Raw genomic sequence first — 19,478 nt, 5'->3', positions numbered from 1 at the left:
ACGATGAAACTGCAGCCGCCTACGTCGGAGGTCAGCCAATGGCAACTGAATCGGTAAACTACCAGTGCCCTTCATGCATGGGCCCTTTGCACTTCGAGGGCGCCGACGGAAAGCTGCACTGCGACTACTGCGGCGGAGCCTTCACGCCCGCCGAAGTCGAGGCCGCCTATGCCGCCAAGCAGCAGAAAGCCGATGCACAGGCCGAGAGCGACACCGAGCGGGCAGAAGCGGGGGAGCGAAGCGACTTCGAACGGATGGGCGACGAAGCGGCAGGCGCGGCATCGGTACTTACCAACGAGACGATTTCCGCCGCGAAAGAAGTATCGGCAAACGCGAGCGACCCCATCCAGGCGTACCTTTCGCGCGCCTCATGGAACGAGGACGAGCGAGAGGGAATGCGCTCCTTCACGTGCTCTTCTTGCGGCGCCGCGGTCACGGTCGATGCGACCACGGCGGTCTCGGAATGCCCGTACTGCGGGAACCCCGCCGTCGTGCCCGGCACCTTCTCAAACGAGGCGAAGCCCGATTTCATCATCCCCTTCAAGGTGAGCAAAGAAGAGGCGACTTCCGCACTCACCTCGTACTACAAGGGCAAGAAGTTCCTTCCCAAAGAATTCGTGCAGAGCAACCGCATCGCGCACATGCAAGGTGTCTACGTGCCGTTTTGGCTCTACGACGGGAACGCTGAGGGAAGTGCGACCTACGAGTGCAAAAACATCCGCGTCTACACCTCGGGCGATGAGGAAGTCACCGAGACCGACGTCTACGAGGCGTACCGCGAGGGATCGCTCGACTTCGAGCGCATTCCCGCCGACGGCTCGGCGAAGATGCCCGACGCGCACATGGACGCAATCGAGCCGTTCGACTTCGACGAGCTCGTGCCGTTCTCCGTGGCATACCTGCCGGGATACCTCGCCGAGCGCTACGACCAGAAGGCCGACACCTGCCAGCCGCGCGCCATGCGGCGCATGAAGGGCAGCTTGGAAGACGAGCTGCAAGCCACCGTGACCGGGTATGACGACGTCGCGCAGGAGTCGATCAACGCGAACAGCGAGATCACAGGCCTTTCCCAGGCGCTTTTCCCCGTGTGGCTTTTGCACACGCTCTACAAAGACGAAGACTTCCTGTTCGCCATGAACGGCCAGACGGGACGCTTCATCGGCGACTTGCCAGTGTCGCCCTTGAAGGTGGTGCTGTGGTTTTTGGGCATCTTCCTCGTGTGCATGGCGATCTTGCTCGGGCTCGACGTATCGGTGTTCCAGTTCGACGACGAGCTCACGAGCGTGCTTGTCGATTTTGGAATCCCGCTCGCCATCGCAACCTTCGTGTGCATCGCCTTCTACAACCAGATGAAGACGGCCCGCGAGCAGACCGACGCGCGGGGCTACATCACGATGGAAGGGCTCACGCTCACCGGGTCCAATGACCGGTACGTGACGACCCACATCACGCGCGTGCGCATCAGCAAGGACGACGACTAGCGGCAACTACGGGGCACGCAGCTTCGGACGTGCGCCCCGAGCGAATATACGATCAGGCAAAACGACGGAAAGGAAACGATCATGGGTCTTCTGAAAGCGGGCGCGGGCGCCCTGGGCGGCGTACTTGCCGATTCTTGGCGCGACTATTTCTACTGCGATGCGCTTAACGCCGACACGCTGGTGGTCAAGGGCACGAAGCGCACCTCCGACAAGGGCCGCTCTTCGAACACCAAGGGCGAGAGCAACATCATCTCCGACGGCTCGATCATCGCCGTGGCCGACGGCCAGTACATGATCATCGTCGAGCAGGGCGCGATCGTCGACGCATGCGGCGAGCCTGGCGAATTCGTGTTCGACAACTCTTCCGAGCCGAGCCTGTTCTTCGGCGACGACAAGATCACCGACCGCATCAAGACGGCCTTCGAGCGCGTGGGCGGCCGCTTCACCTTCGGCGGCGACACGGGCAAAGACCAGCGCGTGTACTTCTTCAACAAGAAGGAGATCATCGGCAACAAGTACGGCACGGCAACGCCGGTTCCCTTCCGCGTCGTCGATGCGAACATCGGCCTTGACGTGGACATTTCGGTGCGCTGCAACGGCGAGTACTCCTACAAGATCACCGACCCGCTGCTGTTCTACAAGAACGTGTGCGGCAACGTGGAGGAGCCCTACACGCGCGACAAGATCGACTCGCAGCTGAAAAGCGAGCTTCTGACGGCGCTGCAGCCCGCCTTCGCGAAGATTTCCGCCATGGGCGTGCGCTACTCCGCCGTGCCCGCGCACACCACCGAGCTCGCCGACGCCCTCAACGAGGTGCTCTCCGAGAAGTGGGCCGACCTGCGCGGCATCGAGGTGGCTTCCTTCGGCGTGAACACGATCGCCGCGTCCGAAGAGGACGAGCGGATGATCAAGGACCTGCAGAAGGCCGCGGTCATGCGCGACCCAGCTATGGCTGCTGCGAACATCGCCGCCGCGCAGTCCGACGCGATGCGCACGGCTGCCGCGAACGAGTCGGGCGCCATGGCGGGCTTCATGGGCATGGGCATGGCGAACATGGCGGGCGGCATGAACGCCGGTAGCCTCTTCAACCAGCAGGGCGGTGGCGGCACGCCGCAAAGCCAGTACAACGTTGCCGCAGGTGGCGGCTTTGCTGCCAGCAACGGCGGCGGCAACGGCGAAGGCGGCTGGACCTGCTCGTGCGGCGCGCAGAATACCGGCAAGTTCTGCAGCAACTGCGGCTCGCCCAAGCCCGCGCCCGCTGGCAGCTGGACCTGCTCGTGCGGCGCCGAGAACACGGGCAAGTTCTGCAGCAACTGCGGGTCGAAGAAGCCCGAGGCCGACACGTGGACCTGCTCGTGCGGCGCGCAGAACACGGGCGCCTTCTGCGGCAACTGCGGGTCGAAGCGTCCGTAACGAGGAACTGAGACTGATCGCGTTCGCTGACGAGACATTTTCCGCTGGCAAACGCGAAGGAGGGCAGCCCATCGTCTTCTACGCGATAGGCTGCCCTTTCTGCTTTGAGAGGCGCACGCTCCCCGCTAGTTACTCTATAGCCTTGTTTTGGCCCCAGCATGAATTGAAGGCCCAGATGACATGGCAAAGCTCACGACTTGTTGCTTGCGAATGAGCCGATTTATTCGGTTGCCTTCTGCATGTTTTCCCACGAGCTTTTCGTGAGCACCGAGACTTGCTGCATGCGCACCACGCCCGTGACGGGGTTGGTCGCTTCCTCGAGTCGCACGAGTTCGAAGCCGAGCTTGTCCTTCGCGCGGGCAGATGTCGCATTTTCCACGAAGTTGCAGACCCAGATTGCGGAAAGCCCGCGCTCGACGAATCCGTAGCGCAGCATCGCGCCCGCCACTTCGGGAGCGATTCCGAAGCCCCAAAAGGGAGCCGCCAGCCAGATTCCCATTTCCCGATCGTTGTCTCCGATTGCGCAGTTGGCATGGTCGGGCTTGACGAACCTGATACTGCCGATGGGGTTCAACGGGGCTGAAGCCACCTTCTTGCGCTCGCGCAAGAACACACGGCCCGAAAACCCGCGCGTCATGTCGCCGAAGTCGGCCGCGCCCTCGATGCGCGCGATGGCGGCGACGTCGAATTCCTCGGGATGCCTTGCGCAGATGGCGAACGTGTCGGGCGCGCAGTACACGGCATGGAGAACCTCGCGGGCGTGTTCGACGCTCACATACGGCGCCCAGTTGGCGGGAGGCCCCACCCGCGGGTCGCTTGCCCAACGAAAGAGCGTCGGCGCGTCAGCATCGCACCAGGGGCGTAGGATGAACCGTTCGGTTTCGAGCATGGGAACCTCCTTGCCGGTGGGGGATTCAAACAGGCGCGTCGCCCGAAGTCGGGGAGCAGCTTCGAGGTTCAGGATGACCTCTGTACAAAAATGACGATAAGTTGTGCAGAAATCGTCTACTTGACAGATTATCAGCCTTTTCTTTCGAAGATAATCCCCACTATCGTCCTATTTGAGGAATAATTCGCTGAATTTTTACGAGGTCCCTGCCTATTTTTGCAAACTATCGTCAATCTTGTACAGGCAGGGAACGTGTGTCGAAAGTCAGCGTCACCGACAGCTTCGAGCCAAGCGAGACAAGGGCTGGGTGATCTGTCTCGATTCCAAGCGCTGCTAATCGGCCGAAAGACTCCCGGACCTTTCTCAAACCTGATGGGAAAAGTCCGTGAGCTTTCTCGTTCCTACGCGGTCACTTTAATGCTATGTTCAAAATCCAAGCATTCGGAAACAGTATGGTAAAACCTACCAATTCGTATTGGGACGGTGTACCATTTGCGGTATACGCCACGGGCGAAGGGCCCACGGCTGAAAATCCAAGAAGGGGGATTCAACATGTCCAAATACGCTGGAACCCAAACTGAGAAAAACCTGCAGGCTGCGTTCGCTGGCGAGTCGCAAGCAACCAATAAATACACGTACTTCGCGTCGGTTGCGAAGAATGAAGGCTACGAGCAGATCGCCGAAATATTCCGCAAGACTTCGGCGAACGAGCAATATCACGCCAAGATGTGGTTCCGCGAGCTCGAGGGCATTGGCAACACGGCGGAAAACCTTGCCGCTGCTGCCGATGGCGAGAACTTCGAGTGGACCGACATGTACGACGAGTTCGCCAAGACGGCTGAAGAAGAGGGCTTCCCCGAGCTCGCCGAAAAATTCCGCCAGGTTGGTGCCATCGAGAAGCACCACGAAGAGCGTTACCGCGCGCTGCTGCACAACGTTGAAACCGCCGCTGTGTTTGAGAAGAGCGAGGTCAAGGTGTGGGAATGCCGTAATTGCGGCCACATCGTCGTAGGCACGAAGGCTCCAGACGTGTGCCCCGTCTGCAACCATCCGCAGGCATACTTCGAAATTTCGGCTGAAAACTTCTAAGCCGAAATCGATCTCGAAAGCCAATATCAAGCATCGTAAGAAAGCCGCCCGAGGGCGGCTTTCTTGATGAGATTTCCAGCCATTCGGGACCTATTCGCACAGCTGAAAATGATAGACCTCACTACCGTTCCATTTGAGAAATAATTCGCTGAATATTTACGAGGTCCCTGCTGTTTTTGCAAACTCTCGTCAATCTTTTGCAGGCGGCAGTAAAGGGGGCAGGGGCTAGGTGATTAGTCTCACTCCCGAGCGGGACAGGGGGTCGGGAACTTGCCTCGCTCCCAGCAAGCCCATGCCCACAAACGCCGCTAATCGGTCGGGAGCGGCGTCGTCGTCGAGCGCCTCCCGAGGCGAACCTGCGCGATGCAGACTCCAGCGAGAATGATCGCCACACCGAGCCATTCAACAGCGGAAATCGGCTCCCCAAGCACAAGCATGGCGAGGAGCAGACCCGCTGGCAGCTCGGCCGACGTCATGATGGTCGACATGCCAGGCGTCAGGTGCGGTGCCCCCAAGCCGAAAAGCAGAACTGGCAGCGTCATGCCGAACAGCCCGCACACAAACGCATACGGAGCGAAGCCGTCGAGCAGCGCGCCGGAAACGATGAAGTCGGGGCACACCACGTGCGATGCGATGACCACGCCCGCGCACACGATCATGCCGCGCTGCTCGTTCGAGCAGGGAGCCTTCACCCTCCCGGAAAACGTCACGAAGCACGCGCAGCTGATGGCCGCACCAAAGCCGCACGCAAGTCCCAGCGGATCGTAGCCCGCGATGCCCGTTTTGTAGACGCCGCTCGCGAACACGGTCCCGACAACGACGACTGCGGCCGCGATGACCTGGAAAAGCGCAGGCGGCTTGCGCGTCAAGATGATCTGGAGCACCGTGCCGATCCAGGTGAACTGGAACAAAAGCGTGAGCGCCACCGAAACGGACAGAACGCTCATCGCATAGCAATAGAGTATCGAGGTGCAGCAGGTGATGCATCCCAACCCCATGAGCGAAAGCGCCGAACGGGCACCAACGCGCTGCCAGCGTTTTCCGCGCGCCATCGACACCGCGAAGGCTATTGCGAATAGGATGAGGCCGAACCATCCTTGACCTGCGACGACTTGATTCGAGGTGAACCCCGCAGCATAAGAAAGCTTGTAGGAAGTCGCCATGAAACCATAACTTGCACCGCCGAGAAACACTTCAAGCGTGGCGATCGCGCGCACTTTGGTCGCTTCGCTTGGGGTCGCCTTGCGTGGGGCGGCCTCGCTTGGGGCCATCGCGTTCGCCACCGGCATCGCTGGGGGAATCGCGGCAGGCATGTCGTTCGTTTTCACTGTGAGCTCCTTTTGCACATCGGCGCCCGAGGAGCGAGAAGAAAAACCACGCAACCGAGCGTTCGGCTACGTGGCGAAAAGTGACGCGCCGCCAAGGCAAAGGAGAAGACGGCTTCCCGTCGCCGTTCCTTCGAGAAAGAAGCCTTCTTGCCGAGCACGCCCAAAAAGTCCACGTGAGGTTTTAGCGAAAGAGATGATACCAGGTTGCGAGCGCAAATGCGAGCGGAGGCTAACAGGCGGGGGCGGGGAGCCGAGAAGCGGGCGGAAACCAGGTAGCGGAGACCACGAGAAAGGCAGGGGCCTCGCAGGTGGAAAGCAAGAGAGGGAAGCAATCAGACGCCTCACGGGCGGCGGGCACAAAGCGAGTCGAAGCGGAAGCCACGCTCGGCTTTCGGAAATCTCCCGGGTACCAAGCAGATGAAGCAACCCCACCGCAACGTCGCCCGAGAGATAGCCGCCGCCCGACATGTACGCGCACAGCGGCCAACTTAGGTGTACCATTGCCCCAACAAGTTCGATGCAGGGGTGCCCATCGTGCGGAAACCGCGCGGTTGGCTGAGAGGGCGCAAGCCTAACCCTTTGAACCTGTCAGTTAGTGCTGGCGTAGGGAGCATCTCAGGTTCTATCTGGGGCGCCCGCTTATGCTGGCGTCCCATTTTTATGCCACGCTCCGCAGACGGAGCGGGTCCTTGAAAGGAATGCGCATGATTGAGATGAACCAGTTGCAAAGCGGAATCGTAGAAGCGGCGAGCAAGGTGCGCGCGAACAATCCCATGGCGGGGTCGATCACCAACAGCGTGACCATCGACTTCGTGGCGAACGCGCAACTCGCTGTCGGCGGCTCGGCCGCCATGGTCTACCTGCCCGACGAGGGCGAATGCCTCGTCGCCGCGGGTGGCGCCGTCTACATCAACATGGGAACGCTGCTTCCCGTGTACGAGGAGACGCTTCCCCGCACGGCCGCGGCGGCGCACGCAGCGGGCAAGCCCTGGGTGCTCGACCCGGTCGGCATCGGCATCGGCAGCCTGCGCACCGAGCTTCTGCGCAGCTTCAAGCCCTCCAAGCCCGCCATCGTGCGCGGCAACGCCTCCGAGATCATCGCGCTTGCAGGCCTTTGGGATCTGGAAGGCGACGCAAGCGAGCTTTCCCGCGCCCGCGGCGTCGACACCACCGACACGGTGGAAGCTGCGCGTGATGCAGCCGTGGCCCTTGCGCGCTACACCGGCGGCGCAGTGGCTGTCTCGGGCGAATCCGACCTGGTCACCGATGGGTCGACCGTGGCAAATTCCACGGGAGGAAGCGCTCTTATGGGCAAGGTGACGGGCTTCGGATGCTCCCTCGGCGGCGTGGCCGCGGTCTACGCCACGCAAGCCGACCCCTTCACCGCGGCGCTTGCCGCCGTCGCGCACTACAACGTGGCGGGAACGCGCGCGGCAACTGCGGCGGACGCACCCGCGAGCTTCAAGGTTGCCTTCATCGACGAGCTCTACCGCGCGACGCCCGACGACATCGCGAACAACCCGCTGCGCGTCGAGGAGGCTTAGCATGAACACACTCATCGCCGTGGCAATCGCGCCCTTCGGCGTGGGAGACGAGCTCTCCTCCGAAGTCGCCGAGGTCGTGAAGGTCATCCGCGAATCGGGCCTTCCGAACAGGACCTATTCCATGTTCACCGAAATCGAGGGCGAATGGGACGAGGTGATGCGCGTCGTGCGCGATGCGACGTTCGTCCTCGCCGAAAAGGGCATTCGCACCGAGGTCATCCTGAAGGCAGACGTGCGCCCCGGCTTCTCCCATATGATGGACGAGAAAGTGGCGCGCGTGAACGCCCTTCTTGACGGCGAGGGCACCAAGGGTTCGCAGGCTGCCGGCAAAGGCGACCCGAACGGCAAAGCCGGCGAAGCGGACGGGAGCAACCCTAACGACAGCGGCAACCCAAGCGGCAAGCTTGCCGCCAGCGAAGACAAGGAGGTGCGCGCATGAGCATGAGAGATGCGCTCGATATTTCATCCTACCTGGTCATTGGGCCGGAGAACACGTGCGGGCGTCCCGTGGGCGATGTCGTTTCGGCGGCGCTTGCAGCCGAGTTCACCTGCGTGCAGGTGCGCTCGAAGGTGTGCTCGGCGCGCGAGCTCATGGCCTGCGCCGACGAGGCGGCCCGCGCCATCGAGCGGGCGGGCGCAAGCGAGAAGGTCGCGCTGCTCATCGACGACAGGCTCGACGTGGCCTTCGCCGCGCGGGAAGCGGGCATGAAGGTCGATGGCGTGCACGTCGGGCAGTCCGACGTTCCCGTCGAGGCGTGCCGCAAGCTCCTCGGACCCGATGCGGTCGTGGGACTTTCCGCGCGCGCGGACGAGATGCTCGAGTACGTGAAGACCGCGGACATGAGCCTTGTGGACTACCTGGGCGTGGGCCCTTTGCATGAAACGCCCACCAAGCGCGACTGCGGACTTGCAGCCGACGGCACTATCATCACGAAAAGCATCGATGACCTGCGCGAACTCGCCGTCGCAAGCCCCGTTCCCATCGTGGTCGGTGGGGGAGTGAAGGTGGCGGACATCCCTCTCGTGGCGCAAACGGGCGTCGACGGTTTCTTCGTCGTGTCCGCCGTCTGCGGCGCGAGCAACCCGGAGGCGGCGGCGCGCGAGCTGGTGTGCGCGTGGCGGGAAGCGAAGGCGAGCTGAGTCAGCCGCAAAGCGCGCGCAAGGGTATAATGGGCGAAGCCGATATGTTGTCGGCGTCTAATCAGCAGCAATGCGCAACGCAGCGCACGAAAGGGGCACGCGATGACTTACATGGTTCGCATCAAGGAATTCCATGGCACGGATGCGGTGTACACCTACACGTTCGACAACCTCAACGATGCTCTTGCACGCGTGTCCCGCTTCCTCACGCCCGGCAACCTCTTCGACGAGCGCGTCGAGGTCGACCCGACCGGCTTCAAGGAGACCATCCGCATCGAGACCATCCAGGTGTGGCTAGGCGAGGCCAACGAAGAAGGCACCGAAATCGCAAAGGATCTGGGCTACTGGAAGTTCAAGTCCAAACTCGGGGAATAGCTTTCGACGGTCCTCGGGACCACACTGACTCTCCCGAGGATCGTCGAAAAGTCCGCTACATGAACCGCAATAATAATCACGCAGATTGTTTTTTGCTACGCTTCCTTCAGGAAAAGCAGAATGCTCGCTTATTGCCAAGCGAGCATTTCTCGATTTTATCGTTTAATATTCAGGGCTTAGCAGGAAGTCCGCTATGTGCATCGTCTTGATGCCTTCGTAGTTCCCTCCCGAGAACTCATCCGTTGTGAGAACATATTTGGGATAGTTATCGCGGACCTCCAGCAAGCGGTCGTATTCCCGTTTTTCCGTTTTCGAAGAACGAAGCTCCTGCGTCACCTGAACATAAAGCTTTTCATTTTGCCGAGCTGCCACAAAGTCGATCTCTCCACTGCCAAATTTACCGACATTGACGGTGTACCCTCTGCGACAAAGTTCCAGGTACACGACATTCTCAAGGCTAGACGCCACGCTGTCGGCGTTGTAACCGAGAACGCTGTACCGCAGGGCAGTGTCTGCAAGATAGAACTTTTCCTGCGTTTTCAGGATTTCCTTGCCCTGTAAGTCAAAGCGGGAGCAGCGGTGAAGCAGGTACGCGTTTTCCAGCTTCTCCAAGTATCCATAAACCGTTTCGTTGTCCAGCGAGCGGCGCTCTGCTTTCAAATAATCCGAAATGGATTTTGCCGAAAAGGTATTGCCAACATTGTTGAAGGTGTATTTGACCACACGCTCCAGCTGGTCAATCTTTCTCACCTGATTGCGTTTCACAATGTCCGAGAAAATCGTGGAATTGTAAATATCCCGCACGATGGTGTAGACCTCATCCTGAGAATATGCCTGCAAGTGTGTTGCCGGGAAACCGCCCAAACGCACATAGTTCGCAAGCTCGGCTTTCGGCTCTCCGACTTCGGCATATTGGCGTTTAAACATCAGGTACTCGCCAAAAGACAAGGTGAATATGCGAAAAGACACATACCGTCCCGTCAGATAGGTCGAAATCTCGGAAGACATCATACGGGAATTCGATCCTGTCACATACAGGTCCACATCGAAGTCCGATGCCAGCGAGTTGACGACTCTTTCCCAGCCCTTGATTTCCTGCACTTCGTCGAGAAACAGGTATGTCTTTCCCCCTGGCAAAAGGTGCTCTTTCAGCTCTGCATACATCTGCTTCGCCGTCATATCCTCATATTCCATCGAGTCATAGCGGCGACTGACAATGCGCTCCTCTGGGATATTTCGCTGCGTTTTCAGCTGTTCCATAATCATTTTCAGAATCGTTGACTTACCGCAGCGGCGTACTCCTGTAAGGATTTTCACAAATGGCGAGTCAACATAAGACATAATCTTATCTACATATAAAGGTCTGTAAATCATCGCGACCACCTCCATTTGCAGCTAATATACCGCAATTCTCTTCGCCAATCATTAGTTTTGCGGTTTAAAACCGCAAAACTTTATGAAGATAATTATTGTTGCGGATTGGCCGTCAAGAAGCGAGGGTTAATCACCTTCACTTAGATTTGAGGCCATCAGCTTGTCGGACTTCGCGTTCTTGAAGCTTATTGGCGAACAAAGCAAGCCGCTGCCTCTTCCATACTGGCCCATGACCCTCAGTACGATCAATCAAATCGGTCAACCTCCGCAAGCACGACCTGAGCAACATGCGATAATGGAAGGCCAGATGGGGAAAGCGAGCACGGGAGGAAACCATGGGAAGCAAGAAGCGATCGGCGCGGGCACGCGAAGTGGCCGATTTCAAAGCCCAGCTCGAAAACGGCCTTGGGGGATTGGACAATCTGTTCGCGAACGAGGAGCGGCGCGAGCAGAAACGCGAAGCCGACCATGACGCGGCGATGCGCTGGAAGTCGTGCGAGAAGAAAAACCGTTACGCGACCAGGGACGAGGCAGAAGAAGCGCGCACATGGTGCGAGGAGCGCGGGACGCGCGGCCTTGAAATCTATCGCTGCGAATACTGCGGCGGGTGGCACTTGACGTCGCACCCCTTCGAATAGCGAGGAGGAGGCCCCTTAGCGCTCCGACAAGACGAGGCCTGTCACGGTAAGCGCCACGCCAAGCACGATTTGCCAGGTGAGAGGCTCGGCGAGCACAATGACGGACGCGACCACCGTCACCACGGGCGTGAGGTAAAGGTAAGCGCTCACGTTCACGACGCCGACGATTGACGCCGCCTTGTTCCACATGACATAGCAAGTAGCAGACGCGATCAGCCCCAAAAACAGCAGATTGCCCAGCATGACGGGGTCGAGAAGCCCCGCAAGACCCGCGCCCTCGGCCCCCTGGCCAAAGCCCATCACCGGCAAAAACGGCAGCATGAACACAAGGCCCCACGCGAACGTGCGCTTCGTCGTAGCCACAGTCGAGAGGCCCAGCTTCGCAATGCGCTTGCCGATAGTGGAATAGACTGCCCAGGCCAGCGCCGCAAGCACGGCGAGCAGGCAACCCGCAAGCCCCGCGTCACCTGCGGCAGCGCCCGTGAAGCTGATGAGCGCGATACCCGATATCGCCATCACGAAGCCCGCGAAGAACTTCACGCCGACGCGCTCCTCGCGCGTGACGAACGTGGCGATGAGCGCGATGAACAAGGGCGCAATGGCAACGATCACACCGACGTTCGAGGCGCTCGTCATGGTGAGCGCGATGTTCTCCATAAGGAAGTACAGCGTCACTCCCGTCGCGCCCGCCAGCGCGAACAGCGCCTCGACGCGCGCGCCCATGAAGAGGGTCACGCGGTGGTGGATGACGCACAGCGCGAGAAAGCCCAGCGAGAAGCGCAAAAAGAGAATCTCAATCGGGGTCACGACGGTGAGCAGCACCTTCGTCGACACAAACGTGACGCCCCAAACGAACACGGTGAGGAAGGCGAGGATATGGCCTTTGGCGCGGCCTCGCGCGTTTAGGGAGAGTATCGCTTCTTGCATAGCTTTCGAAAGGGTCCTTACCACTCGTGAATCGTTCGTCTGCGGCATTATAGCAAGCTAGACGCAACGCAAACACGGTGCGGCGACAGTCGGCGGGGTAGCGTCGGACTATTCCTTTCACCCCCTTCGCCAAGAACCTCTCCGCAGCTCGTCGAGCAGCCCTGCAACCCCAACGCCGCGCAGGACCAAGCAGCACTCGGCCGCAGCCACTCCGCCGCGAAGACAGCTGGGCAGGCGCTTTCCCAAGGTAACCTCCATTGTTTCCAGCAATTGAATTATCCCAAACCCGTCGCTTTATAAGCGGAAATGAAATATGATGGAAAGCGTGGCCTTTATTCATATCGGTTTTCAGGATATCGCGGGGAAGGGGCATTGATGCCAACTGGATTCGAACTGATCAAGCAGCAAGTCGAGACGAAGAAGCTCGGGGAAGAGCTCCCCATCGTGGGATGGTTCCATTTCCCCTTGGCAGACCCTGTCGCCGACGATTTCTACGCTGAAACCGTCAACACGGCAACCGCTGGACATTGGGACCTCATCAAGATTATGACCTGCGGAAACTATATGCCCGTCGCATATGGCGCCGACTATGAGTTCTCCACGAACCCGCAGAAGTGGGACGGCGTCTTCCATTCGCATCCCATCACCTCGGCCGAGGACGCCGGCAAGCTCGGAGTGCTCGACGCGACGAACGACACGCTCGCCGCTGAGGTCGCCGTCGACGGGCGCATCGTCGACACCTACAAGGGCGAAAAGCCGGTGCTCGCGACGCTGTTCGACCCGCTGTCGTGGGTGCAGGAGCTTTCCACGCCGATGAACCCCGACTGGACCCTCGACCTCATGCGCTCCGATCCGAAGGCGCTCACGCACGCGCTCGAGGCGCTGCAGGAGACCAACGACCACTTCCTCGATGCGCTTATCGACAAGGGCATCGACGGCATCTTCATGACCACGAAGTTCTCCCGCTCGACGCTGATCACCCCCGAGGAGCACCGCGAGTTCGTCGTGCCCTACCTTGAGCACATGGCGAAAAAGCTCAAGGGCCGCACCTGGTTCTCCATGCTGCATGTCCACGGCGACGAGGGCCTCTACATGGACGACCTTATCGACCTCGACTACCAGGCGTTCAACTGGGAATGCTGCGGCACCGCCCCGAACCTGACGAGCGTCGCCGACATGCGCAGGAAGACAGACAAGGTTCTCATCACCGGTTTCGACCAGAACCACGACTTCTACGGCACGCCTGACCAGGTCAAACGCCGCCTGGCAACCCGTCTCGAGGACACGCTCGCGCAAAACGACGGCGGAGCGCTCATCTTCGGGCCTGGCTGCACGCTCCCGCTCGACGTCGACCGCTCGCTGTTCTCCCTCATCTACGAGGTGGTTCACGAGGCTGGACTGCGCTAACCCCGCATTCGCGCGCCAAGGACAAGCCCACACAAGCGAGCAGCAAGAAGGAAACAGCCGTCATGAACGAAAGAACCTACAAAGCGTACGTGCAGATTCTCGAAGACGAGCTTATCGTCGCAACAGGCTGCACGGAGCCTATCGCCATCGCCTTTGCGTCGGCGAAGGCGGCACAGGTGCTCGGCAGCGAGCCCGAGCGCATCTCCATCTCTGTCAGCGGAAACATCATCAAGAACGTCCATAGCGTCACCGTTCCGAACACAGGCGGACAGCACGGCGTGAAAACCGCGGTCGCGGCCGGCATCGCCGCGGGCGACGCCGACAAGGGGCTCGACGTGCTCTCCAGCCTCGATGACGACGGGCGCGCCTACATGGCCCGCTACCTGGAAGAACACGAGATCCGGGTCGAATTCGCCGACACGAGCGAGCCGTTCTACATCGACGTGCGCATGTTCGGCGGCAACGGCGGGTCGGCGCGCGTCGTCATGGCGAAGAATCACACGAACGTGGTTCTCGTCGAACGCGACGGCGAGATTCTCCAGGACACGCGCACCGAAGACCCAAGCGATGGGGAAAACGCGCTGACCGAGCTCCTCAACGTTGCCGACATCCTCGAATTCGCCGACACCGTCGACTTGGCCGACGTGAAAGAGATGCTCAGCCGCCAGGCGGAATACAACTACGCCATCTCGTGCGAGGGGCTCAAAAACGACTGGGGTGGGCGCGTCGGCAAGCTCTACGCATCCGACGCCTACCCCGACGACCTGCTCACGCAGGCAAAGGCCGCAGCAGCAGCCGGCAGCGACGCGCGCATGGGCGGATGCCCCATGCCAGTCGTTATCGTGTCGGGCAGCGGCAACCAGGGCATCACGGCCTCGGTTCCCATCGTGGTCTACGCCCGCGCGCTTGACATCCCGCGCGAGAAGATGCTTCGCGCGCTTGCCGTGTCCGACCTGATCAGCATCTACCAGAAGTCGGGAATTGGATGTTTGTCCGCATTCTGTGGCGCCGTGAGCGCAGGCACCGGCGCAGCATGCGGCATCGCCTATCTCCTCGGCGGGCGCATGGAGGAAATCGAGCACACGATCGTCAATTCGCTCGGAACGGTGTCGGGCATGGTCTGCGACGGCGCGAAGCCTTCCTGTGCCGCCAAGATCGCAATGGCACTCGAGTCGGGCGTGTTCGGGTATCGCCTGTTCAAGAATGGAAACGAGTTCTACGCAGGCGACGGAATCGTCACCATGGGCGTCGACGAGACCATCCGCAACGTAAGCCGCATGGCCCGCGAGGGCATGAGGGAGACCGATCGCGAGATCTTGAGCATCATGATCGACTCCGAATAGCCGATTAATAGTTCGAGGCCGCTGGGCTCGCAGGTTGCGGAAAGCGATTCGCGACCTGCAAGCCCAGGCGGCCCCAGCTGCAACAAAAGCGGAACAGCAATGCAATGCGCCCTCAGAGGGAGCCCTGCCGAACGCGGGGAACAGCCCTCCGAGGGCGCTTCTCTTTTACTCGGTGAGCGCCAGGAACTCGGCGACCTGGGCCTCTATCACCTCAAAGCTGCTCTCCCAGAACTCGCGCGTCGTCACGTCGGCGCCGGCCACAGCCGTCGCCCCCTCGACCGTATCGGTCGTCGTGGCGCTCAAGAACGCCTTGTAGCACTCGACGAACGACGGGCCCACTTCCTGATAGCGCGCATACAGCCCGTGCGCAAGCAGCAGGCCGAACGTGTAGGGGAAGTTGTAGTAACTGAGCGTCGTCATGTAGTAGTGCACCTTGTTCACCCACATGTAGGGGTGAAGCGCGTCGGGGTCGAGGGCGGGCCCGTACGCCTTCTTCTGGGCATCCTCCATCAAGTGGCAGAGGTCCTCGGCGACGAGGTACTTCTCGGCGCGCTGCTCGAAGACGGACTTCTCGAAGAGGAATCGCGAGAAGATATCGCACACCGTCTGAGCGACATCCGAGAGCCTCGCGTCCAAAAGCGCGATGCGCTCCTCGGTCGTCTTCGCCTCCTCGATAGCGGCGCTCATGAGCATAAGCTCGTCGAAGTTCGAGGCCGTCTCGGCGACAGGCATGGTATAGCACCTGTTCAGCGGTCGTTTCGTTTCAATCTGCTGCCCATGGAAGGCGTGCCCGAGCTCGTGTGCGATCGTGTCGACCGCGCGCAGCGTGCCGTCGAAGTTGGTGAGCACACGGCTCTGACGCTGGTTGGAGAGGTTCCGGCAGAAGGCGCCGCCGCTCTTTCCTGGACGCGGGTCGAAGTCGATCCAGCGCTCGTCGAAGGCTCGCCCGATAAGCTCGCCGAGTTCGGAAGAGAAGCTTCCCAAGTGCTTGACCAGGTACGCGCGCGCCGACTCGATGGTAAACGAGGGCGCATCGGACGACTCGCTCACGACCGGGGCGAAGAAATCCCACCATGGAAGGCCGTTTTCGTGCCCGAGAATCTCCGCTTTGCGCTTGAGGTAGGCTTGAAGCGTCGGCAAATGCTCCGACACGACCTCCCACAGCACATCGAGCGTCTCGTTTCTCATCCGCGACTGGAAGAGCGCCATATCGAGCGGGGAAGAGAACCCGCGCATCTCCGACTGTAGGATGACCTGCTCTTTGATGCCGTTAAGTGACGCGGCAACACCGACCGAGATGGCTTTCGAGCACTCGATTTCGGCATCAAAGGCTTTCCTACGCGTCTCCGCATCGGTCGAACGGGCAAGGTTGCGCAGCTCGGTGAGCGTAAGTTCCTTCCCATCGAGTGGCGCGGTCGCGAAACCGACCAGGCTCGAACGCAGGTCGATCCACGCATCTCCCGCGCACCCCTGCATGCGGGCGAAAACGTCCTCCGCATCGGAGCTTCCCTGGTGAGCGCCCTCGAGCCTCATCTGCCCGATCACAAAACGATAGTCAGCGAGGAGGGGAGACGCGGCAAAATCTTCCTCAGTGAGCTCAAGACCCGCCGTGCAGCGACGAACGAAGAGGCTCGGGCGCGCCATCTTCCCGTAGCCCTTGCGCAGGGCGGCCATCGCCGAGAGGGCCTGCTTGTCGCCTGCATCGACGGCGCTGCGCAGATAGGTGAACTCATGAAGGTCCTTGCCGATCAGCCACAGCTCCTCCTCACGCTTAAGGAATTCGCAGAGCGCCTCGACGTTAAAGGTTCGCTCGCCGCGCTCAATCGGTTCAAGCGCCGAGATATACTCATCGATAAGCTGGGAAAACTTCTCGCAGTCTTTCACATACGCCTTGTCATCGAAGCCTTTGTAGAGCGCATCGAGGCTCCACTGGCACGCGGCGTCCACATTCGAGTTGCAATTCGTTGAAGTCATCGGCTCATCCTCTCCTCGATAAGCGTCTTGAAGAAATCGACCCCGAAGGGCAGGGCAGCGCAATCGATGTTCTCATCGATTCCATGAATGGTCGCGGTTTGCTCCGCCGAGAAGAGCATCGGCGTGAAGCGGATGCAGCACGGCGCGACCTCGGTGAAATGTTTGGTGTCGGTTCCGCCCGAGAGCAGGACCGCGCGCGGCTCCGCTTCGGGATATACCGAAGAAATAGCACGTTTCACCTGGGCATATGCATGCCCGCTCGTATCGGAGACGGGGCTTGGCGGCGTACTCTTGCTCACCGTCACCTCGACATCGTGACGCTTGGCAATGGCCTCGAGGGCAACGCGAGCCGATTCCGCCGTCCGGCCAGGAGCCAAGCGCACGTCGCACACCGCCCACGCCTCGCGCGGAACGACGTTGGGCACGCTCGATGCGCCCGCCATGGTGAACGCGACGGTGGTTCCCGACGTATCGAGAAGGTCGGGGCGCGCATCGCCCTCGAACAGGTTCGCGGCATCGACTTCGGCCATGAACGCGCCCAAACGCACAAGCGGCGAGTTCTTAGCAACGTTCATGGCGTGGCCGCCCGGCCCGAAAGCGCTGCACTTGAAGATGGCCTGGCCTTTCTCGGCCACGGCGACCTGCGCGATGAGCGAGCCGTCCTCGCCGCGGACGACGCAGGGACCCTCGTCGACGAGCAGGTCGATGTCAACCTGCTGCTCTTTCAAATAGTTCGGCACAAGGTCATTGCCGCCGATTTCCTCGCAGTCGCTCGAGGCGACGTAAATATCGAAGGCAGGGGAAAAGCCCGCCTCGATGAGCTCCTCAAGAGCCTGCAGGATGCACAGGAGATTGCCCTTGATATCAAGCGCACCACGACCCCAGACACGACCCTCGGCGATTTCCCCGCCAAAGGGCTCATGGGTCCAAGGGCCCTCGGCATCGACGACGTCCTGGTGGCTCATAAGGAGCAGGGCAGGCTGTTTTACCTCGTCAGCGCTTGCAGAGCGCCAGCAGAAGAGCAGGCTTCCCCCATCGTCTCCGAACATCTTGAGCTCGCACCGTTCGAAAACGGCGGGGAACAGCTCTTCGAGAAGAGCGTGGAAATCCTCGAAGGACTGCGCATTACCCGGCTCCTGAACCGTCCGCATGCGAATCATGCGTGCAAGCTTCTGGGCATAAGCGCTCGCTCGCGCCGACCGCTCGTCACATTCCATCATTCGATTGCCTCCTTCAGCAATGCCGCTTCAACGAAAAGAGTCTCCGCTACCGAAGAGGGTTGGCGCTATGCCGCAGGCTTCACGAACTTCTGGACGAGGGCGACCAGCATGTCAGAAATCTTCTGGAGCGCCTGCACAGAGCAATGCTCGAAGGGCCCATGGGCATACTCGCACCCTGCGCACAAGTTGGGGCAGGGAAGGCCCATGTAGGAGAGGCGCGCGCCGTCGGTACCGCCGCGAACGGCGATGATGAGCGGCTCGATGCCCGTGTCCTCCATCGCCTCGCGTGCAAGCTCGACGAGCTCCATATGGGGCAGGATCTGCTCTTTCATGTTGTAGTACTGATCGGTGATGAAAAGCTCGACGCATTCGCAGCCGTAGCGGGCGTTCATGAGCGCCGCCGCCTGCTCCATGATGCGCTTGCGCTCCTCGAAGCGCTCGCGATCGTGGTCGCGGATGATGTAATCGAGCGTGGCCGTCGCGACATCGCCCTCGATCGAGCCCAGGTGGAAGAATCCTTCGCGGCCCTCGGTAGTCGCGGGAATCTCGGTCGCGGGAAGAAGCGCGGCGAACTCGCAGGCCAGAAGCGCAGCGTTGCGCATGCGGTTCTTCGCGGAACCGGGGTGGACCACCTTGCCCGTGATCTTCACGACGGCGCTCGCGGCGTTGAAATTCTCGTACTCGAGCTCGCCGAGCTCGCCGCCGTCGACCGTGTAGGCAAGTTCGGCACCGAACTTCTCCACATCGAAGAGATCGGCACCGCGACCCACCTCCTCATCAGGGGTGAAGCCGATGGAAAGCGGTCCGTGGGGAGTGTCAGGATTCTCGTGCAAATACTCCACGAGCGACATGATCTCAGCCACGCCCGCCTTGTTGTCGGCGCCGAGCAGCGTGGTGCCGTCAGTCACGATAAGGTCGTCGCCAATATGCTTCGAAAGCGTGGGGAAGTGCTCCTCGTCGAGCACCATGCCGAGCTCCTCGTTGATGACGATGGGGCCGCCCTGGTAGTTCTCGACGATGCGAGGGTTCACGCCCTCGCCGCTCGTCTCGGTGGCGGTGTCCATATGGGAGATGAAACCGATAGCCGGAGCGGTGGCGCCTTCGGGAAGGTTGGCGGGGATGTGGCCCATCACATAGCAGTGCTCATCGACGCTCGCGTCTTCCACACCAAGGGCACGAAGCTCCTCGACCAGCAGGTTCGCAAGATCCCATTGGCAAGCAGTGCTCGGGATGGCTTCTTGGCCAGCGCAGGACTGGGTATTGATCCTCACATAGCGAAGAAAACGCTCTTCAACCGGTTCCATAAGTCTCCTCTCATTCAAAAGGCAGCCCTCAC

At 60.5% G+C, this 19,478-nt stretch carries 17 protein-coding genes and 1 riboswitch; of the genes, 10 read left to right on the top strand and 7 right to left on the bottom strand.

Annotated elements, in window-relative coordinates; all coding sequences use genetic code 11:
• Positions 1-38 precede the first annotated feature (38 nt).
• Entirely contained in the window at positions 39-1,481 is a 1,443-nt protein-coding gene (locus tag ACMRQN_RS01695; RefSeq protein WP_418733550.1) for a hypothetical protein, read from the top strand.
• An 81-nt stretch (positions 1,482-1,562) separates the two neighbouring features.
• On the top strand, positions 1,563-2,894 hold the full coding sequence (locus ACMRQN_RS01690; protein WP_418733549.1) for an SPFH domain-containing protein: 1,332 nt from the start codon (positions 1,563-1,565) through the stop codon (positions 2,892-2,894).
• A gap of 220 nt (positions 2,895-3,114) precedes the next feature.
• Here the strand turns inward: ACMRQN_RS01690 and ACMRQN_RS01685 are convergent, their stop codons facing one another.
• Positions 3,115-3,783 carry a GNAT family N-acetyltransferase gene (locus tag ACMRQN_RS01685; protein ID WP_418733548.1) on the bottom strand — a complete coding sequence of 223 codons (669 nt, stop codon included), beginning with the start codon at positions 3,781-3,783 and terminating at the stop codon, positions 3,115-3,117.
• Between the two features lie 552 nt (positions 3,784-4,335).
• Between ACMRQN_RS01685 and rbr the strand changes: the two genes are divergently transcribed.
• The gene (rbr, locus tag ACMRQN_RS01680; RefSeq protein ID WP_417303164.1) at positions 4,336-4,872 is read left to right on the top strand and encodes a rubrerythrin; all 537 of its coding nucleotides are present in this window, start codon (positions 4,336-4,338) and stop codon (positions 4,870-4,872) included.
• A gap of 308 nt (positions 4,873-5,180) precedes the next feature.
• Here rbr and ACMRQN_RS01675 read toward each other — a convergent pair whose 3' ends face one another.
• Complete coding sequence (locus ACMRQN_RS01675) at positions 5,181-6,200, bottom strand: EamA family transporter (protein WP_418733547.1); 1,020 nt, start codon at positions 6,198-6,200, stop codon at positions 5,181-5,183.
• A gap of 511 nt (positions 6,201-6,711) precedes the next feature.
• Positions 6,712-6,827: riboswitch (TPP riboswitch) on the top strand.
• Positions 6,828-6,904: 77 nt separating this feature from the next.
• On the opposite strand from ACMRQN_RS01675, the gene thiM reads away from it, so the two are divergent.
• The 4 genes from thiM to ACMRQN_RS01655 all read left to right on the top strand — a co-directional run bounded on the left by thiM (position 6,905) and on the right by ACMRQN_RS01655 (position 9,259).
• Complete coding sequence (gene thiM / locus ACMRQN_RS01670) at positions 6,905-7,744, top strand: hydroxyethylthiazole kinase (RefSeq protein ID WP_418733546.1); 840 nt, start codon at positions 6,905-6,907, stop codon at positions 7,742-7,744.
• Between the two features lies 1 nt (position 7,745).
• The gene (locus tag ACMRQN_RS01665) at positions 7,746-8,183 is read left to right on the top strand and encodes a thiamine-binding protein (RefSeq protein WP_418733545.1); all 438 of its coding nucleotides are present in this window, start codon (positions 7,746-7,748) and stop codon (positions 8,181-8,183) included.
• On the top strand, positions 8,180-8,884 hold the full coding sequence (locus tag ACMRQN_RS01660; RefSeq protein WP_418733544.1) for a thiamine phosphate synthase: 705 nt from the start codon (positions 8,180-8,182) through the stop codon (positions 8,882-8,884). Before ACMRQN_RS01665 ends, ACMRQN_RS01660 begins: the two co-directional genes overlap by 4 nt.
• Before the next feature lie 102 nt (positions 8,885-8,986).
• Positions 8,987-9,259 (top strand): hypothetical protein, encoded by a 273-nt coding sequence (locus tag ACMRQN_RS01655; protein WP_276998692.1) that lies wholly within the window; start codon positions 8,987-8,989, stop codon positions 9,257-9,259.
• A 162-nt stretch (positions 9,260-9,421) separates the two neighbouring features.
• Here the strand turns inward: ACMRQN_RS01655 and ACMRQN_RS01650 are convergent, their stop codons facing one another.
• The gene (locus tag ACMRQN_RS01650) at positions 9,422-10,633 is read right to left on the bottom strand and encodes an ATP-binding protein (protein WP_418733543.1); all 1,212 of its coding nucleotides are present in this window, start codon (positions 10,631-10,633) and stop codon (positions 9,422-9,424) included.
• Between the two features lie 335 nt (positions 10,634-10,968).
• Here ACMRQN_RS01650 and ACMRQN_RS01645 point away from each other — a divergent pair, with 335 nt between their 5' ends.
• Positions 10,969-11,271, top strand: a complete 303-nt coding sequence (locus ACMRQN_RS01645) for a hypothetical protein (protein ID WP_418733542.1) — start codon at positions 10,969-10,971, stop codon at positions 11,269-11,271.
• A 15-nt stretch (positions 11,272-11,286) separates the two neighbouring features.
• On the opposite strand, the gene ACMRQN_RS01640 is transcribed toward ACMRQN_RS01645, so the two are convergent.
• Entirely contained in the window at positions 11,287-12,198 is a 912-nt protein-coding gene (locus ACMRQN_RS01640) for a DMT family transporter (protein ID WP_418733541.1), read from the bottom strand.
• A gap of 375 nt (positions 12,199-12,573) precedes the next feature.
• Between ACMRQN_RS01640 and ACMRQN_RS01635 the strand changes: the two genes are divergently transcribed.
• Together ACMRQN_RS01635 and ACMRQN_RS01630 are read left to right on the top strand one after the other, a co-directional pair.
• The gene (locus ACMRQN_RS01635; protein ID WP_418733540.1) at positions 12,574-13,605 is read left to right on the top strand and encodes a uroporphyrinogen decarboxylase family protein; all 1,032 of its coding nucleotides are present in this window, start codon (positions 12,574-12,576) and stop codon (positions 13,603-13,605) included.
• A 62-nt stretch (positions 13,606-13,667) separates the two neighbouring features.
• Complete coding sequence (locus ACMRQN_RS01630; protein ID WP_418733539.1) at positions 13,668-14,948, top strand: serine dehydratase subunit alpha family protein; 1,281 nt, start codon at positions 13,668-13,670, stop codon at positions 14,946-14,948.
• A gap of 165 nt (positions 14,949-15,113) precedes the next feature.
• On the opposite strand, the gene ACMRQN_RS01625 is transcribed toward ACMRQN_RS01630, so the two are convergent.
• The 3 genes from ACMRQN_RS01625 to pepT form a co-directional block, all read right to left on the bottom strand.
• Positions 15,114-16,922 carry a M3 family oligoendopeptidase gene (locus ACMRQN_RS01625; RefSeq protein ID WP_418733538.1) on the bottom strand — a complete coding sequence of 603 codons (1,809 nt, stop codon included), beginning with the start codon at positions 16,920-16,922 and terminating at the stop codon, positions 15,114-15,116.
• Positions 16,919-18,142: a M20/M25/M40 family metallo-hydrolase gene (locus ACMRQN_RS01620; RefSeq protein WP_418733537.1), complete on the bottom strand. Its 1,224-nt coding sequence runs from the start codon at positions 18,140-18,142 to the stop codon at positions 16,919-16,921. The genes ACMRQN_RS01625 and ACMRQN_RS01620 overlap by 4 nt, the downstream gene beginning before the upstream one ends.
• 65 nt (positions 18,143-18,207) lie before the next feature.
• Positions 18,208-19,446, bottom strand: a complete 1,239-nt coding sequence (gene pepT / locus ACMRQN_RS01615) for a peptidase T (protein ID WP_418733536.1) — start codon at positions 19,444-19,446, stop codon at positions 18,208-18,210.
• Positions 19,447-19,478 lie beyond the last annotated feature (32 nt).

The organism is Ellagibacter sp., assembly GCF_048412355.1.
Classification (GTDB): Bacteria; Actinomycetota; Coriobacteriia; order Coriobacteriales; family Eggerthellaceae; genus Ellagibacter.
The sequence above is the reverse complement of the archived record's forward strand: the minus strand, read 5'-3'. Positions and strand labels throughout refer to the sequence as shown.